We start from the raw sequence: 17982 nt of genomic DNA on the forward strand, positions 1-17982 counted from the left end.
GCTCATCCTTCGCCCGACAGCGCCACGACCGGGTCGAGCCGCGCCGCCGTCTTCGCGGGCATGTAGCCGAAGACCAGGCCGGTCGCGACGGCACACAGGAACGCGCCGAGCATCGCACCGACCGACAGCACCACCGGCACCTGCGCGACGATGAGCGCCGCGCCGATCGCGATGCCGAGCGTCACGCCCACGCCGCCGCCCGTGACGGTGAGCAGCACCGCCTCGGTCATGAACTGGCGCTGGATGTCGCGCTGCCGTGCGCCGGTCGCCATGCGGATGCCGATCTCGCGCGTGCGCTCGCGCACCGTCATCAGCATCACGTTCATCACGCCGATGCCGCCGACCACCAGCGACACTGCGGCGATCAGGCCGAGCATCACCGTCATGCTCTGGCGCGTGGCGGCCTCGGCCTGCAGGCGCGCACCGGCGTTGCTGATGGCGAAGTCCTCGCGCCCGTGGCGAGCAGTCAGCACGGTCTTCATCGCGGTCTCGGCCGCATCGACCTGCCCCGACGATGCCGCCTCGACCACCACGTAGTCCGGCTGCGTCTGCACGAGGTAGACGCGGGCGCGGCCGGCACGGTAGGGAATGAACACCATGTCGTCGTAGCTCTGCGCGCCCGATTCGGTGCCGCGTTCGGCCATCACGCCGATCACCTCGAAGGGTGAGTTGCCGATGAGCAGTTGCTGACCGAGCGGGTTCGGATGGTCCGGGAAGAAGTGCTGGTGCGCCTTGTGGCCGAGCACCACCAGCGGTGCCAGGTCGCGGTCCTCGGCGTCGGTGTAGTAGCGGCCCAGCGCCACGCGCCATTGATGCACCAGCGGCATCTGCTCGCTGGCGGCGAACACGTAGACCTGCCGGTCGACCCGGCCGTGGCGCACCGTGATCGGATCGCCGATGACGGGCATCACGCGCCGGATCGCGGGCAGCTCGGCCACCGCGTCGAGGTCTTCGGCGGTGAGCTGCCCCGCCGGGCCTCCGCTCTTCGGCGGGCTGCTGCCGAGGTAGAGGATGGCCGTGCCCATGGTGCCCATCTGCGCCACCACGCGCTGGCGCGCGCCTTCGCCGATGGCCAGCATCACGATGACCGACGCCACGCCGATGACGATGCCCAGCAGCGTGAGGCCGGTGCGCGCGCGGTTGAGCCGCATGCCGCGCCATGCGGTGCGCGCCGCCTCGCGCAGGTCGGCGCCGAAGGACGCACCGCCGGCACGGTCGGCCGCCGCCATGTCGAGCGGCGGAAGCGTCGTGCCGGACGAGCGGTCCGCGCCGCCCGGCGCGCTGTCGCCGACGATGGCACCGTCGCGCAGTTCGATCACGCGCCGGGCCTGCGCCGCGACCTCGCGGTCGTGCGTGATGACGATCACGGTGTGGCCTGCATCGGCCAGTTCGCGCAGCAGCGCCATCACCTCAGCGCCGCTCTTCGAGTCGAGCGCGCCGGTGGGTTCGTCGGCCAGGATGATGCGGCCGCCGTTCATCAGCGCCCGCGCGATCGACACCCGCTGCTGCTGCCCGCCGGAGAGCTGGTTCGGCCGGTGGTCGAGCTTGTCGGGCAGGCCCAGCCGCGTGAGCAGCGCGGCCGCGCGTTCGGCGCGCTCGGCCTCCGTCGCACCGGCGTAGATGGCCGGCACCTCGACGTTCTCGCGCGCCGACTCGGTGGCGATCAGGTGGTAGCCCTGGAACACGAAGCCGAAGGCCTCGCGCCGCAACCAGGCCAGCTCGTCGGCGTCGAAGCCGGCCACGTCGCGCCCGTCGAACCGGTAGGTGCCGTCGCTCGGCCGGTCGAGGCAGCCCAGCAGGTTCATCAGCGTCGACTTGCCGGAGCCCGAGGTGCCGACGATCGCGACGAACTCGCCCTGGCGGATGTCCAGGTCGATGCCGTGCAGCACCTCGACCTCGGGCCGCCCCTTGGTGCCGCCGTAGCGCTTGCGGATGCCGCGCAGCGCGATCAACGGTGGGCGTTCTGCATCGGCGTGCGCGGCGTTCACCACTGGATCCACGGGAGGCCTCCGGTGGGCGTCTCGCCGATCACGAGCCGGTCGCCCTCGCGCAGCCCGTCCTGCACCTCGGCCAGATGACGGCTGCGGACGCCGACGCGCACCGCACGCGTCTCGGGCCGGCCGTCCGCACCCAGCACCCGGGCGGTGTAGGCGCCCGGTGCGCCTGCGACCGGCGTCAGCGCCGCCAAGGGCACCGCGACCACGCGCTGTGCCTGCGCCGCAAGGAAGCCGACCTGCGCCGTCATCTGCGGCATCAGTTCGCCGTCGGCGTTGTCGACGTCGAAGAGCACGGTGTAGACCACGGCCTTGGTGGCCCCGGCCGCGGCCGTGCTGCCGGCCTTCGTGCTGCCCTGCCCTTCCGGCACGGGCGGCGCCGGGAGCACCTGGCGCACGCGGCTGGTCCAGCGGCGCGGCGTGGCGCTGTCGACGCCGCCCAGCGTGGTGAAGTACACCGGCATGCCCGCCTTGACGCGGCGCACGTCGGCCTCGGACACCTCGGTCCACACCGTCATCGTCGAAAGGTCGGCGATGCGCAGGATGTCGGGCGTCTGGTAGGTGGCGTTGAGCGTCTGCCCCTCGCGCGCGACGACCGACACCACGGTGCCGGCCATCGGCGCATCGATGCGCGTATAGCCCAGCCGCGCCTCTTCGGCGCGTTGCGTGGCCTGGGTCTGCGCGATCTGCGCCTGCAGGTGCGCGACCTTGGCCGCGGTGGAGGCGAGCGTGGCCTCGGCCGTCTGCAGGTCTTCGTCGCGGGTCGCGCCATCGGCGGCCATCTGCTTCTGCCGCGCCAGCTGCTGCGCCGCCAGCCGGTGCTGCGCCTGTTGGTCGGCCACCTGGGCACGCAGCCCGGCAAGCGCGGCGCGGCCGGCATCGACCGTCGCCTGCTGCACGCTCGGGTCGATCTCCACCAGCAGGTCACCCTTCTTCACCACGCTGCCCGGCTGCACCGGCAGGCGCAGGATCAGCCCGGACACCTGCGCGCCGACATCGACGTAGCGGCGTGGCTGCAGCACGCCGATGGCGGTCACGGTGCTCTCGACATCGCCGAGGGCGACCGTCTGCGTCGTGTAGACGGTGGCCGGCCGCGCCGCCCAACCGACCGCGCCGGCCGCCGCCGCGGCGATCAGCAACGCTGCGACGACCCATCGGCCGCGGCCCGCCGCCCCGTCGTGACGCAGCGCCATCAGCGCGGCACCTCGAAGCTCAGCGTGGCGGTGTGGCGCACGTCGTCGTACTTCTTGCCGTCGATGGTGGCGGCGCCGTTCACCTTCGCCATCACCTCCAGCACGTAGAGACCGGGGAACGGTGTGGGGAGCGTGATGGTGCCGTCGGCGGCCGGGCGCAGCACACGCCGCCAGCCTTCGGAGGTGTCGACGTTGACCTGCGTCGCCGCGACCGTGTTGCCCTTCCACACCAGCTTGAAGGTGTTGCCGTTCGGCGCGGTGGGCACGAGCTCCAGGTCGTTCACCGCCTTGGTTTCCGCGCGGCCCCAGCGCGCCTGGTAGAGGTACAGCGCACCGTCGTCGCCGACGCGTCGTGCGGCTGCGCGCAGGTCGGTGCCGGCGGGAACAGCGCTCGCGGCGACCACGACGCGCTCGGCCTCCGCCGTGAGCGGGAGATCCTTGCCATCGGCCAGGAACGCACGCGGCGCAGCCAGCGTCGCCACCGGTTGGTCCGGACGGCCCACCTCACCGAAGCGTGCCTCGGCCGTGGCGCCGTCGCGCTGCAGCCAGAGGTAGTCGGCGTGGACGGCACCGGCCGAAGCGACGAGAGAAGCCGCCAGCGACAGCGACCGGAGACGGCTGGAGAAGAGCAAAGAAAGCATGTGCAGAAACCTCCGAAGGAATGAGCGCCACGGTCGGTCAGGCGCGATCAGCGCGGCCCGATCGCCGCTGCGAACGAAACGAAAAGCGCGACGAGCCCCACCACGCCGCCGAGCGCCGCGGCCCACGCCACGAAGCGGGGGCGGTAAGGCAGCCCCCAGGCGACGTGCAAGGCGCCGGCAGAAAGAAAACCCAGCCACGCGACCGCACCGACGCTGCTGCCCCACGCCGCCACGCAGGGCAAGGCCGCGAGCACCAGCAGCGCGGCGCCGCCCCAACGCAGCGCATGCCGATGGCGCGCCGGCGCCTCGCGGCGCTGCGTGAGTTGTGCGTAGTGCCGGTCCATCGCGAAGGCCAGCCCGGCCATGCCGCCGAAGGCCAGCGTGAGCGCCATCAGGGAGGCCTGCAGCGTGCTCATGCGACGGACGCCAGCGTGGAAACCGATGCGGCGCGGTCCCGTCGGCGCATCACGCGCAACGCGTGAAAGGCGAACGCCGCGAAGGCGAGCGCGCCAAGCTCGACGCCCGCGCTTTCCCAATCGCCATGCCGCAGCTGCGCCGGCAGATGGTCGCCGGTGGTCGAGAAGTTCAACACCGGCAGCAACAGGCACAGGAGCGCGAATGCGCCCAGTTGCTCGCGCCAAGCACGCGCCGGCGGCCGGGCGAAGGCGTGCAGCAACGCCAGCAGCCACAGCGCGAAAAAGCTGCGCAGTTCCCAGGCGGCGCGCTGCTCCAGCAGCACAGGCAGCAGCCGGTTGGCCCACAGGTAGCCGATGCAGGCAATTGCCAGGCCGGCGATGGCCGCCACGTTGAGGGCCTCGATCAGTCGATAAACGCGCGCCGTGGCGCCGCCGAATTCACCGAGGTGCTTGCCGCGGCGCTTGACCATGAACAGGATCGCGCCAGTCGCCATCGTCGCGGCACCGGCCAGGCCGCAGACGAAATAGAGCCACTTCACGGCCCAGCCGCCGAAGCTCGCCATGTGCAGGCCGCCCATCGCAGATTGCGCGAGCGATGCGGTGCCGCCCTCGGCCCCGCCCGGCTGGCGCACCTGCAGCACCTCGCCGGTCGCGGCCGAGAACGCCACCATGCCGGAGGTCGGGCTGAGCCGGCGCAACGCATCGGCCTCGCCGTTCCAGCCGTAGACACCGATGCGCGCTGCCGCGTCGCCGGGATGGTCGATGACGACCGCGCGTACCGGCTGGCCCATGAGCGCCTGGCCGCGCGCGGCGAAGGGTTCGAGATCGGGCACCTGCATCGCGCGCCCGCTGCGCTCGGGCAGACCGCCGTTCAGGTCGGCGATGAACCGCTGCTGCGCGGCGTCACCCGTGCCGTAGTGCACCAGCCGGGGCGCGGGCATGAAGGTCGCGCCCGAGATCGCGATGCCGGTGTAGGCAATCATGAACAGGAAGGGCAGCGTCAGCACCGCCACCACGTTGTGGGCGTCGAGCCAGCTGCGCTGTCCCTTCCCGGGCCGGAAGGTGAAGAAGTCCTGGAAGATGCGCTTGTGCGTGATCACACCCGACACCAGCGCCACCAGCATCGCCATGGCCGCGATGCCCACGATCCACAGGCCGACCGCGCCGGCATGCAGCTCGTAGTGGAAGTCGACGAAGTGATGGCCGCCCAACGTGGCACGCGCCCCGCGGCCGGGGATGGCGGCCATCGGCTGGCCGGTCGACGGGTTGAGCTGCGCCGACACGTACTGCCGCTTCTCGTCGAACCAGTATGCGGTGAGCGAACCGCCGCCGTCGGCGTCGGACGGCCACAGCTCCCACATCGGCGCGCCGGCGTGATGCGCCGCCATGTAGGCCTTGCCCCAGGCCAGGCGCTGGGCGCGGTCGGCGGTGGCAGGCTTCGGCGCCGCGGCCGCAGCGGCCTCCTCGGCGTGATGCTCCGGCGTCATCCAGTGCGTGATGGGCTCGTCGAACACCGCCAGCGTGCCGGTGAGGAACACGGCGAAGAGCAGCCACGAGAACCACAGGCCGCACCAGGTGTGCAGCCAGGCCTGGGTCTGGCGGAAGCGGCCCTGGCCAGCGCCACCTTCGACACGACGGGGCAGCGGAGGCAAGCGGGAACGAACGGCGGGCAGAGATGGCATCGAGGTGAGGGAACAGGAGCGCGATGGGTGCCCCACCTTCCTATGACCAACGAGAACGAAAAAAGGGTCATGCCGTCGGCGCCCCTTGGCTTGAATCGCCACCCTGGCCGCACGATTCTATAAAATGCGAGTAATTCTCAATTGCATCGAAGCCGCTTCGACACCGCTTTGTCCATGTCTTCCGCCGACCTCAGCAGCAACGTGCAGTCCCTTTACGCGGAACACCATGGCTGGCTCAGCACCTGGCTGCGTCGGCGCCTGGGCTGCGCGCACAGCGCAGCCGACCTGGCACAGGACACCTTCGTGCGCGTGCTGCTGCGGCCGCAAGTCCTGCCGACGCTGCGCGAGCCGCGCGCCTACCTCACCACGCTGGCCAAGGGCGTGGTCAGCGAGCACTGGCGCCGCCAGGCGCTGGAACGTGCCTACCTCGACGCGCTCGCGCAGATGCCCGAGGCGCTGGCCCTGTCGCCGGAAGACCGGCTGGAACTGCTGCAGACCCTGGACGAGATCGACGTGATGCTCGACGGCCTGGCGCCCAAGGCGCGCGAAGCGTTCGTGCTGTCGCAACTCGAAGGCCTGACCTACGCGGCCATCGCACAGCGCCTGGACATCAGCGAACGCACGGTGAAGCGCTACATGGCGCAAGGGTTCGAGCGCTGCCTGGCGCTGATGGAATGAGCGGTACGGTCGCACCCGCGCCAGATACCGCCGTGCTGCGGGAAGCCGCGCAGTGGTTGGTGCGCCTGCACTCGGGCCATGCCGACGCCGGCGACCGTGCAGCCTGCGAGGCCTGGCGCCAGGCGGACCCGGCCCACGAGCACGCCTGGCAACGCGCCGAGCGCCTGTCGCAGAAGTTCGGCGCCGTGCCCGCCAAGGTCGGCGTGCCGGTGCTGGCGCGGCAGGTGCGCAGCAACCGCCGCGCCGCGCTGCGCACACTGGCATTGCTGGCGACCGCGGCGCCGGCCGCGTGGCTGGGCTGGCGGCTCGCGCCCTGGGACAACTGGACCTCCGACCATCGCAGCGCGACCGGTGAACGCAAGGAGTTGCACCTGGCCGACGGCACCCGCGTGTTGCTCGATACGAACAGTGCGATCGACGTGTGCATCGACGGCACGCAGCGCACGGTGCGGCTGCGCGCGGGCGCCATCTCGATCGCCACCGCGGCCGATGCGCGGCCCTTCATCGTCGAGACGACACAGGGCCGGCTGCGCGCACTGGGCACGCGCTTCACGGTGCGGCAGGATGGCGAAGACGCGCAACAGAAGATCCGGCTCGCCGTCACCGAGGGCGCGGTCGAAGTCACCTTGCGCGACGCCTCGTCACCCGCGCTGGTCGTTCCCGCCGGCCAGCAGACCGTGCTCGGCAGCGAAGGCGCCGCGGCCCCGATCACCGTCTCGCCCGAAAGCCAGGCCTGGACGCAAGGCGTTCTCTACGCCGATAACTTGCGCCTGGCCGACTTCTGTGCCGAGCTGTCGCGCTATCGCCTGGGCCTGCTGCACTGCAGCCCCGACGTGGCTGGCTTGCGCATCTCGGGCGCGTTCCAGCTGCGCGACACCGACTACGTGCTGTCGATGGTGGCCAGCACGCTGCCGGTGCAGGTCGTCACGCGCACGCGCTGGTGGGTGACGGTGCTGCCCGCCTGACAATTTTTCGCGGCCACCCTGTCCTTTTTTCAGCGCTCGTCGGGCAAGCCATGGAGCCGTGCTGTGAGTACGGCAACAACAGGACCAGAGAACCATGGCATTGCTTTCCTCCCGCGCCGCGCCGATGCGGCCCAGCTCCCTCTCCCTGTCCACGCCGCTGAGCGGCGTGGCCCAAGGCGCGCGCCACGTGTGCCTGGCCCTCGCACTCGCGGGTGCTGGCGGCGCGATGGCACAGGCGCCGCAACCCGCGGCGGCCCGCGCGAGCTACGACATCCCGGCCGGTGCACTGGGCCCGGCGCTCTCGCGCTTTGCGGCGCAGGCGGGCGTCACCTTGTCCTTCGAGCCTTCGCTGACCGAGGGCCGCCAGACCGCCGGACTGCGCGGCAGCCATGCGGTGGGCGACGGGTTCTCCCGGCTGCTCGCGGGCACCGGGCTCGAAGCGGTGCCGCGTGCCGGTGGCGGCTACACGCTGCGCCAGCCCACGCCCGGCGTCGGCGTCGCGGCGGCGGTGAGCGGCGCAGGCAACACGCTCAGTGAGGTGCGCGTCACGGCGCAGGCCGAGCGCAGCGCGATCACCGAAGGCTCGGGCTCGTACGCCAGCCGCGTCGTGACCGTGGGCAAGGGCGAGCAGACGCTGAAGGAGATCCCGCAGTCGATCACGGTCGTCACGCGTCAGAAGATGGACGACCAGAACCTGAACACCATCGACGAGGTGCTGGCCCAGACGACTGGCATCACGATGTACGACAGCCCGATGGGCGGGCGCTATGTGTACTCGCGTGGCTTCCGCGTCGACACCTATCAGTTCGACGGCGTGAACCGCGCCTTCTACTACCCGCAAGCCAACAACTTCACCAGCAATGCCGCCACGCTGGACCGCGTGGAAATCGTGCGCGGCGCGACCGGCCTGCTGCAGGGCGCCGGTGCCCCCAGCGCCACGATCAACATGGTGCGCAAGCGGCCGACGGCGGACAAGCACCTGCAGCTATCGACCAGCGCGGGTTCGTGGAACAACCTGCGCACCGAGGTCGATGCCAGCGGCCCGTTGAACGAGACCGGTACGCTGCGTGGCCGCGTGGTGGCGAGCGCCAACGACCGCGACTATTTCTACGACACCGCGAAGAGCCGCAGCGGCGTGCTGTACGGCGTGCTCGAGGCCGACATCGGGCCACAGACCCTGCTCACCATCGGTGCGAGTTACGAGAAGCTGAAATCCACGCCCTTCTTCCAGGGGCTGCCGCGCTACAGCACGGGCGCGGACCTCCATCTGCGCCGATCGACCTCGCTGATGGCGGACTGGAATCGCTGGCACAGCGAACAGAGTTCGGCCTTCGCCGAAATCGCCCACCGCTTCGATGCCGACTGGTCGCTCAAGGTCACGGCCGCCTACGTGCGCGAACAACACGACATCAAGTACGCATTCGCCCTCGGCGCCGTCAACCCGGTAACCCTGGCCGGCAACGTGATGTACGGCGGCCTGTTCGACTTCGAGACCGACAACAAGACCCTGGACATCGCGGTCGATGGCAAGTTCGAGGCCTTCGGCAGACGGCATGCGGTGAGCTTCGGCGCCAACACCGGGCGCATGGTCAACCACAGCGACTTCTCGTTGATGCAGCTCGCGGGCGTGCGCAACAACGTCTTCGACCCGGAATCGACCATCGCCGAACCCACGGATGCCACCTTCGTGGCCAACCGCTACCGCGGCGGCGACACCGAAACGCGCATGACGCAATCGGGGGCCTACGGCGTCGCGCGACTGAGCCTGAGCGACCCGTTGACCCTGGTCGTCGGCGCCCGTATCACACGCTACCAGAGCAGCGACCGCGACCGTGTCAGCGGTGCCGCAGCGAGCGATCCGTATCGTGAAAGCGGCGTTCTGACGCCCTACGGCGGTCTGGTCTATGCACTGAACTCGCAATGGTCCGCCTACGTGAGCTATGCCGACATCTTCCAGCCGCAAAACGCGATGACGGCCGCCGGCGACGTGCTGCCACCGATCAAGGGCCGCAACTACGAAGCAGGCGTGAAGGGCGAGTTGTTCGACGGCAAGGTCAACACCTCGCTGGCGCTGTTCCGCGTCGACCAGAACAACCGGGCACAGGACGATCTGGTCAACGTCTGCACGATGAGCACCTACTGCGCCGTGTCCACCGGCAAGGTGCGCAGCCAGGGGCTCGATGCGGAGATCAGTGGCGAGGTGGCGCGCGGCTGGCAGGTGTTCGCGGGCTACACGCTCAACCACTTCAAGTACTTGAACGATACCGCCAATGCCGGCATCGATTTCGCCAGCACCTATTCACCCAAGCACATGCTGCGCGTATGGACCGACTACCGCCTGCCGGGGGCGCTGAACGCATGGACCTTGGGCGGCGGCGTGAACTTCCAGACCGCAAGCTCACGCACCACCGGCTCGATCAAGCTGGAACAGGCCTCGTACGCGGTATGGGGCGCGCGCATCGGCTACCAGATCAACCGCAACTGGTCGGCTGCGCTGAACGTGGCCAACCTGTTCGACAAAACCTACTACCAGACCATCGGCGCACCGGCCTGGGGCAACGTGTACGGCGAGCCACGCAGCGCCGTGGTGACCCTGCGCGGCAAGTTCTAGGGACCGAATCGACGCCCGGTGACGGGCGTCGACGGCCCCTCACAGCTTCGGCGTGTACTTCACCGTGAACATCACGTTGCGCGGGTCGCCATACTCGTTGGCGCCGTTCTTCTCGGCATAGCCGGGGATCCAGTAGCGCTTGTCGAACACGTTGTTGAAGTTGACCGCCAAGCTGATCTCCGGCGTGGCCTGATAGGCCAGGCGCATGCCCCACACGCTGAAGCCCGGCACGGTGAACGTGCGGTCGTAGCCGAGCGTGTGGCTCTGCATCGTGACGCCGCCGCCGACACTGAGGCGGTGCCAGTCGCCTGGCAGACGGTAGTCGGTCCATACGCGCAGCATGTGCTTGGGCGTCCATTGGCTGAAGACCTGGCCCTGGTTCGTCGGGTCGCGCAGGAACTCGGTCGTGTTGTAGGTGTAGCCAAGCATCGCCTGCAGGCCCGGCAGCACCTCGCCAGTCACCTCGGCCTCGACGCCCTGGCTGCGCACCTTGCCCGACGGCGTGGAACAGTACCAGCCATCGCAGGCGTAGCCCGATGCGATGTCGTTCACGGCGCGGTTCTTGTGGTCGTAGCGGAAGACCGCGAGCGAGGTGTTCACGCGCCCGTCCGCCAGCTCGCCCTTGATGCCGAGTTCGTAGTTGGTGCCCGTGATCGGGTCCAGCACCTGGCCGGCGACGGTGCGCTCCGACTGCGGCACGAACACGCTCGTCACGCTGCCATAGGCCGACCACCGGTGGTTCAGCGCATAGACCAGGCCGAAATACGGCGTGACTTCGCCATGCGCCGAGTTGCGCGAGGCCTCGGTGGTGGTGTAGCGGTAGTCGTACCAGCTCACGCGGGCGCCGACGATGGCGGTCAACGGATCGGCCAGCTTCATGCGCCATGTGCCGTAGACGCCCTTCTGCTCCACGTCGTAGGTGGAGTCGCTGCGCAAGCCGCCCTGCGCCATGATCAGCGCCAGGCTCTGCCGCGGCCGGTTGTTGTCGATCGCGAAGATGTTGCCGCCGGACTGGAAGGTGCGCGCCGTCAGGTCGTCGGAGGTGTACTTCGAGACGTTGGCGCCGAAGGTGATGTCGTTCTCCAGGCCCAGCGCACGGAAGCGCCCGTTGACGTGCGCATCGAGCCCCGTCTTGACGGAATCGAAGTCGGTCACCCAGTTGGCGTACGTCAGCCCGCTGCCGTCAGCCGCGACGTTGCCGTGCATGCGCTGGTGCAGCGAGGTGTTCTTCTCGCTCATGCGCACGGCCGCGACCTTGAGCCTCCAATCCGGATTGAAGCGATGCGACACATCGGCGAAGAGCGTGGTCTGCTCGATCGCCATGCGGTTCCACCAGGCACCGACGTAGGTCGAGCGCGGCAGGCCGATGTCGCTGCCGTCGGGGTAGCGGGGCAAGCCCCGGATCATCGGACGCCCCTTGTTGTCCGAGCGGCCCATGCCCACGCCGACGGTGGTGTCGGGGCTGATGTCGTAGTCCAGCGCACCGTAGAGAGAATGCGTTCGGCTGTTCACCTGGTCGATGAAGGAATGGCCGCGCGCCTCGTCCAGCACGACGCGCCCGCGCAGCGTGCCTTCGGCGTTGAGGGGGCCGCCGGCATCGAGCTGCACACCATAGCGGTCCCAGGAACCGGCCTTGGTCGTGAGCGTGAGCGTCTTCTCCGCCTGGCCCCGCTTGCGCACCAGGTTGACCGCGCCGCCGGGGCTGCCCGTGCCCTGCAGCAGGCCGGAAGCACCGCGCAGCACCTCCAGCCGATCGAAGAACACCATGCTTTCGGTGCCCCAGTTGCCCAGCGCGTAGGCGTTGCGCGGAATGGCCACGCCGTCGTACTGCCAGTCATCGATCTGGAAGCCGCGTGCCGAGAGCACCATGCCCGGCCCGATGCCCTTGACACCGACCATGCCGGTCGCGATGTTGGCAGCGTCGCGCAGGTCGGTGATGCCCTGGTCGTCGAGCTGCTGGCGCGTCACCACGCTGACGGACTGCGGAATGTCCTTGAGCGCCTGTTCGCCCTTGCCGATGGTCGTGGCGCGCGCTGCATAGGAACGCGAGCCTTCGGTGGTCGCCGAGCGCTCGGCCTGCGCGGTGACCGTGACCGATGCGAGCGTGGCGCCGGTCGCCTCGGTGTCGCCGCCCACGGCCCGGCGCAGCGCGAAGGCGCCACCCGCACCGCCCGTCACTTCGAGACCCGAGCCGGCCAGCAGCCGGGCGAAGCCCTCGCGCACGGTGTAGCCGCCTTCCAGGCCACGCGTGGTCTTGCCCTGCACCAGGGCCGGCGGCACGGTGATGCTCACGCCGGCTGCGGCCGCGAAGCCGCCCAGCGCCTCGTCCAGCGGGCCGGCTGCGATGCGGTAGGCCTTCTGCGCCTCGGGCGTGGACACCGCGGGGGTGGCGCTGGAGGCCGGCTGGGCCATCGCGCCGCTGGCGGCGAAACCCATGGCCAGCACGGCCGCGTGCACGGACAACGTGAGCACGCGATGCGACGGCAGGCGCGAAGGACTCGGGACGAAAGCGGAAGGTCGGCAGCGGGCCATGAAGTTCTCTCTCCGGAAGATGGTGAAGTTGTTGTTCCTCAAGGCTTCACACACGAGAGACGAAAAAGGGACAGGCCCTGCAGCCGATTTTTCGGTGCGGTGTCTGCGCCCTGCGGACGCGCCGCCGTTCAGGCGCCCGGCGCGACGATGGTCACCCAGTAGCGCGTGCGGTAGAGCACGTCCACCGGCAGCGCCTGCGGCAGGCTGTCGAGCACCGGGCCGGTGTCTTTCAGCTGGAACACGCCGGAGACGCGCAGGTCCGCCACGGCGGGGTCGCAACGCAGCACGCCGGGCCGATAGCGCGCGAGTTCGGCCGCGAAGTCCTGCAGCCGCATGTTGCGCGCATGCAGGATGCCGCGCGCCCAATCGTCGGCATCGGCGCCCGCCGCCGCGACGTCGCCGACGCTGCGCGCATCGAACGACGCCTGCGTGCCGGCGTCGAGCACCACGGTGCGTGCCGCAGCATCGCGCGGCCGGATCTCCACCGCGCCATGCAGCACGGCGATGCGGCTGCGCTCGCCGTCGAGCTGCCGCACCACGAAACGGGTGCCAAGCGCGCGCAGGCGCCCGTGCGCGGTCTCGACCACGAAGGGCCGATAGCCGGGCGCGCCGGTCGCCACGGCATCCGGCGCCGTGTCGATGACGATCTCGCCGGCGCGCAAGCGCACCCCGCGTTGGTGCGCGTCGTAGGCGACATCGATGGCGGTCGCGGTGTTCAGCTGCAGCCGTGTGCCATCGGGCAGAGACAGGGCCAGCCGCTCGCCGGTGGCGGTGCGGTGGTCGGCCAGCCACTCGGCCGCGGGCGTCATGCGCCATGCCAGCCATCCGGCTGGCGCGGCGCCCAGGAGAACCGCCAGCGCCTTGAAGGCCGCCCGCCGGTCGGCGCGCAACGGACGACCGAGTGCCGTCAACGCCAGTTCGCGCGGCAACAGATCGAACTGGCTCGCCACGCGCTCCGCGCGCTGCCAGGCGACTTCGTGCATCGGATGCGCAGCGCGCCAGTGCGACCATCGCGCGCGCTCGGCCTCCGTCGCGTTGCCCGACTGCAGCAGCAGGAAACCCTGCGCCGCCTGCAGCGCCACAGGCGGGTCGAGGCCCTCGGACGGGGGCCGGGTCATTCGGCCAGCAGGATGCATTGCGCCAGCGCCTGCACCATGTAGCGCTTGACGGTGCGCTCGCTGACGGCAAGCTTCGTCGCGATCTCGGCATAGCCCAGACCCTCGAGCTGCGCCATCAGGAAGGCGGTGCGCACCGGCGCCGGCAGGCCGTCGAGCATCGCGTCGATGCCCTGCAGCGTCTCCAGAATGATCGCCTGCTGCTCCGGCGACGGTGCAACCGGCTCGGGCATGGCGGCCAGTGCGTCGAGGTAGGCCTGCTCCAGCGAACGCCGCCGGTACAGGTTGGCCATCAGCCGCTTCGCGATGACGGTGAGGTAGGCGCGCGGCTCGCTCAGTTGCCAGTCGCCCTGCTTCTCGGGCGTGTGGTCCGGTGCGGCGAGGAGGCGCACAAAGGTGTCTTGCGCCAGGTCCGCGGCGTCGAAGGCATTGCCCAGTTTCCGGCGCAACCAGCTGTTCAGCCACCCATGGTGTTCGCTGTAGAGCGCGCCGATCTGGCGGTGCTGAAGGAATTCGGCGCTGGGCATGGGTCGCTGAAGGCGTGATGAGAATCGGCGGCCCAAACGGCGGCGCCTTGGAACGATGGCAGGGCCATTATACGAATGCGATTCGTTCTCAATTAATCGCCGCAGCAAGAGGTGCCGGCCGCGGCAGCCAGACCTCGACCGTGCCCGGCTGTGCCTTCAGTCGCGGCGGCAGCGGTGTCAGGCGCCAGGGTCCGGTCGGTGCCGCCGCCGTGGCAGCGAGCGCCTCGGCACAGGGGCGCATGGCCTCACCGTGGTAGATCAAGGTCGGCGTGGCGTGACCGGTCGGTGGCGAACGACCGGCCTTGCGCGAACTCGCCAGCACATCCTCGACGGCCGGCACGTTGGCACCGAGCCCTTGCCAAGGGGCGCGAAAGCCGTTGGCCACATCCAGCGATTCGGGGCCGAAGACCTGGATGTAGACCGTGGCGTTGGCGCAGGCGGTGCGGCTCGCGGCGGTCGGCCGCGCCGGTGCCGCGGCACCGCTGGTGGGTGGCGCAATCGACGATGCGCCCGGCGCAGCGCCGGTCATGGGCGGTGGCGGCACGGGCGCGTTGTAGGGCGGGGTCGGCGCCGGCGTCGATGCAGCGACCGCGGTGCCGGTGGCGGACGGCGACCCCATGCAGTTCTCCAGCGAGGGCACGGTGCCGGTGTAGTCGCGGGCCCAGTAGCGCGGCGTGCAGGCAGGGGCGCTGGCGGGCTGCAGGCATTCGATGCCGTTGTTGGCGTCGAGCAGTCGGGTGCACGCCGGGTTCGGGCTCAGGGCCGGGGCGTCACCGGTCGCGGGCGCCCTGGCCAGCGCCAGGCGGCAGGCGGCCTTGGCGTCGTCGACGATGCTCACCGACAGCTTGAAGTTGGCCATGAAGTTGTCGGCGCCCTGGCGGCACAGCAGCTCGCCTGTGCGCAGCAGTTCGGCCGCGAGCGAGGCCGGCGCCTCGCCGGGCGGTGCGTCGACGCGCAGCCGCGACCAGCGCTCGCTCAGGTCCTTGAAGGCCAGCCCTTCGGCGGCGCGCTTCTCCGCCGCCTGTGTGCGCCAGCTGTCGATGCCCTGCCAGGCCGCGACGCCGAACGTGACTGCGGTGCCGAGGCCGATGGACGCGGTGACGGCGCCCGCCTTCAGCACTCGGGCCTGCAGGCGGCTCATGGTCACGGCGGCGCTGGCCGTGCCTGGAGCGGCCGGCGGCTGCATGGGCTGGCCGTCGTCGGCCTCGAACAGGCCCTGCGTGCCCTGCACGATGCGCGCGAGCAGACCGCCGTCGATGCGCTGGCCGATCTCGCTGCCCAGGCGGAAATAGCTTTCCCACTGCGCCTCGTCGAAGAACTGGTCGGTGGTCGGCTGCTGCGGGAACAGCGGGTTGGCCGCCTTGAAGTTGACCAGGTCGACCGGCAGGGTGGCCGAGACGTTCGGCTTGACCAGCACGATGTGCCCGCGCAGCCCGCTCGCGTAGTCGACACGCGCCAGCGCCAGGCAGGCCTGGCTCGTCGGCGAGGCCAGGTCGTTGAGCGAACCGAAGAGCCCGCTGTAGGGCCAGTCGGCGTCGCAGCAGGGCTTGAGGAAGAGGATGTCGGCGTTGAGGTCGATGCGTGCGCGGCGGATCAATATCTCGAGATCGGTGAAGCGGTAGTCGGGGTCGGCGCCGCAGTCGGCCACCACGATCAGTTCCGCCTCCTGCCGCAGCAGCGCATAGGCGGCGGTGTTCTCGAAGTGGCCGCCGTCGCTCAGGTACCAGTTGGCCGAGCCGCTGCCGGGAAAGGCGCCGAAGCATTCGTAGAGCAGGAAGCGCGTCTTCATCAGCAGCTTGCTCACGCGCGCGGCCGCGCCCGGCTGCAGCAGGCCGGCGCGCTCGCTGTTCCACCAGTAGCCCAGGCGCAGACCGGCGAACACCGACAGCGCCGCGATGCCGCGCTTGGTGAGCCGCCCGAGGCCCGGCGCAAAGGCCGCGCCCGAGATGGCGGCCCACGCGCCGAGCGTGAGCGCGTCGTCGCCCTGGGCGCGCGTCCACGGCCCGCCCACGGCCTGCATCCAGCCGCGCGGGCCGATGGTCAGCGGCAGGCTGCGGCGATCGCGGTTGAAGAGCTTCTGCTTGGGGTCGTGCGTCTGGTTGATGCACACGTTGATGAGGTGCACCGGCCCGCCCTGGTGGTGCGGCGCGTAGTCGCGCTGCGGCAGGTCGTCGCCGGCATCGACCTGGCCCACCGGCACCTCGGGCGGCGTCAAGCCCGACACGTCGCCCAACGGGTCGCCACCCAGCCGATGCGCGTTGGCCGCGCCCAGGTAGCCGCGCACGATGCGCGCCTTGTAGAACATGTGCAGCGACGACAGGTTGAGGAAGGCGAAGTGCGGCCCGGTGACCAGCGCATAGGTGCCCACGATCACACCGATGGTGCCGAGCCACACCCAACCCCGCACGAAGTCCAGCCCGACGTCGGGCCGGAACACCGGCAGCAGCACGCCGGCATAGAGCACGCCGATCCACCAGGCGGCCAGGCAGAAGGCGACGAGCAGGCCGAGCACGCTGGCCAGCGTCATGAGGAACTGCTTGCCGAGACCGGGCATCTCGCGCTTGCTGCCGAAGAAGGTGGGCAGCACGCCGCGCAACGCCGCGGCCGCCACGAGCAGCACGGCGCCGTAGGACGCACGGTTCTCGCGCGTCTCGGCCGCCAGCCACCAGGCCAGGCGGTCGAGCGCGCCGAGCAGCGCGATCACCAGCACGGCGCGCAGCATGCGGGCCAGCGCATCGGTGAGCTCGTTGCGCAGCGTGGCGGCATCGCGGTCGCGGCCGCGCCACATCACCCAGCCCAGGCCGACGACCCAGGCCGCGCAGAACGCGATGAAGGCCGGCGCCAGCCAGAGCGGGCCGCCGAAGCGGTCCTCGAAGACCGGCTGAAACCACCGTGCCGCCACGCCCAGCGCACACCACATCGCCAGGTTGCCGAGCAGGTGGCGCCAGGCGCGCCGGTCGCGCACCGACCAGTAGGCGCAGGCCGCGACGATCGACAGCGCCCAGGGCACCAGCGCCAGCAGCCAGAGCGTCGGCAGGCCGGTGGCGATCTGCAGCGCACGCGGTGCCGCCTCTGCGTTGCCCAGGTCGACCCAGGCCACGGCCGCGCCCCACGCACCCAGGTTGACCGCAGCCAGCACCAGCCCGATCAGCGTGGCCGCGATGGCGATCTCGATGTGCGTGCCCAGCAGGTTGCGCAGGAACAGCGCGACCGCGAAGAAGGTGTCGCGCATCCCGCCGGGGATCAGGTAGCGGCCGTTGCCGCGCAGCCACCAGCCGAAGCGCACCTTGTCAACCTCGGCGAAGGCGCCCTCCACCGCGCGCACGTCGTCGGGCGTGGTCGCGCGGCTGCACAGCCGGCCCAGCGTCGAACCGATGTAGCCGCCGCCCGAGACGGTCGACAGCAGGTCGAAGGCCAGCAGTTGCCGGTGCTGCGCCAGCGACTTCAGCAGGCCCAGGCAGAAGGTCGCGCTGCGGATGCCACCGCCCGACAGGGCCAGGCCCCAGGGCCGCCGCCCGCTGTCCGCCGCATCCGCGCCATGGAGCGCGCGGCGCCGCTCGTTGACGAGTTCCTTGATGGTGTCGTCCATCCGGCTCCTCTCGGTGAAGGGCGCAATATTTCACGGGGG

At 70.4% G+C, this 17982-nt stretch carries 12 protein-coding genes; 3 read left to right on the forward strand and 9 right to left on the reverse strand.

The window, feature by feature from the left end; genetic code table 11:
* Window positions 1–2: 2 nt before the first annotated feature.
* The 5 genes from QTH86_RS08230 to QTH86_RS08250 are packed head-to-tail and all read right to left on the reverse strand — an operon-like array spanning window position 3 to window position 5926.
* Window positions 3–2000: an ABC transporter permease gene (locus QTH86_RS08230; protein ID WP_286645159.1), complete on the reverse strand. Its 1998-nt coding sequence runs from the start codon at window positions 1998–2000 to the stop codon at window positions 3–5.
* Window positions 1985–3187 carry an efflux RND transporter periplasmic adaptor subunit gene (locus QTH86_RS08235; protein WP_286645158.1) on the reverse strand — a complete coding sequence of 401 codons (1203 nt, stop codon included), beginning with the start codon at window positions 3185–3187 and terminating at the stop codon, window positions 1985–1987. The genes QTH86_RS08230 and QTH86_RS08235 overlap by 16 nt, the downstream gene beginning before the upstream one ends.
* Complete coding sequence (locus QTH86_RS08240) at window positions 3187–3828, reverse strand: hypothetical protein (protein ID WP_353505984.1); 642 nt, start codon at window positions 3826–3828, stop codon at window positions 3187–3189. The genes QTH86_RS08235 and QTH86_RS08240 overlap by 1 nt, the downstream gene beginning before the upstream one ends.
* 47 nt (window positions 3829–3875) lie before the next feature.
* Window positions 3876–4244 carry a DUF3325 domain-containing protein gene (locus QTH86_RS08245; protein ID WP_286645157.1) on the reverse strand — a complete coding sequence of 123 codons (369 nt, stop codon included), beginning with the start codon at window positions 4242–4244 and terminating at the stop codon, window positions 3876–3878.
* Entirely contained in the window at window positions 4241–5926 is a 1686-nt protein-coding gene (locus QTH86_RS08250) for a PepSY-associated TM helix domain-containing protein (RefSeq protein ID WP_444813623.1), read from the reverse strand. Before QTH86_RS08250 ends, QTH86_RS08245 begins: the two co-directional genes overlap by 4 nt.
* A 174-nt stretch (window positions 5927–6100) precedes the next feature.
* Between QTH86_RS08250 and QTH86_RS08255 the strand changes: the two genes are divergently transcribed.
* The 3 genes from QTH86_RS08255 to QTH86_RS08265 all read left to right on the forward strand — a co-directional run bounded on the left by QTH86_RS08255 (window position 6101) and on the right by QTH86_RS08265 (window position 10180).
* On the forward strand, window positions 6101–6604 hold the full coding sequence (locus QTH86_RS08255; RefSeq protein WP_286645155.1) for a sigma-70 family RNA polymerase sigma factor: 504 nt from the start codon (window positions 6101–6103) through the stop codon (window positions 6602–6604).
* Window positions 6601–7569 (forward strand): FecR domain-containing protein, encoded by a 969-nt coding sequence (locus QTH86_RS08260; RefSeq protein WP_286645154.1) that lies wholly within the window; start codon window positions 6601–6603, stop codon window positions 7567–7569. The genes QTH86_RS08255 and QTH86_RS08260 overlap by 4 nt, the downstream gene beginning before the upstream one ends.
* Before the next feature lie 94 nt (window positions 7570–7663).
* On the forward strand, window positions 7664–10180 hold the full coding sequence (locus QTH86_RS08265; RefSeq protein ID WP_286645153.1) for a TonB-dependent siderophore receptor: 2517 nt from the start codon (window positions 7664–7666) through the stop codon (window positions 10178–10180).
* A 39-nt stretch (window positions 10181–10219) separates the two neighbouring features.
* Here the strand turns inward: QTH86_RS08265 and QTH86_RS08270 are convergent, their stop codons facing one another.
* The 4 genes from QTH86_RS08270 to QTH86_RS08285 all read right to left on the reverse strand — a co-directional run bounded on the left by QTH86_RS08270 (window position 10220) and on the right by QTH86_RS08285 (window position 17943).
* Window positions 10220–12652, reverse strand: coding sequence for a TonB-dependent siderophore receptor (locus QTH86_RS08270; protein WP_286645152.1), 2433 nt, complete (start codon window positions 12650–12652; stop codon window positions 10220–10222).
* 188 nt (window positions 12653–12840) lie between these two features.
* Window positions 12841–13830, reverse strand: a complete 990-nt coding sequence (locus QTH86_RS08275) for a FecR domain-containing protein (protein WP_286645151.1) — start codon at window positions 13828–13830, stop codon at window positions 12841–12843.
* Complete coding sequence (locus tag QTH86_RS08280; protein WP_286645150.1) at window positions 13827–14354, reverse strand: sigma-70 family RNA polymerase sigma factor; 528 nt, start codon at window positions 14352–14354, stop codon at window positions 13827–13829. Before QTH86_RS08280 ends, QTH86_RS08275 begins: the two co-directional genes overlap by 4 nt.
* Window positions 14355–14442: 88 nt before the next feature.
* Window positions 14443–17943, reverse strand: a complete 3501-nt coding sequence (locus QTH86_RS08285) for a patatin-like phospholipase domain-containing protein (protein ID WP_286645149.1) — start codon at window positions 17941–17943, stop codon at window positions 14443–14445.
* Window positions 17944–17982: the final 39 nt, after the last annotated feature.

This window comes from Variovorax sp. J2L1-78, assembly GCF_030317205.1.
GTDB lineage: Bacteria > Pseudomonadota > Gammaproteobacteria > Burkholderiales > Burkholderiaceae_C > Variovorax > Variovorax arabinosiphilus.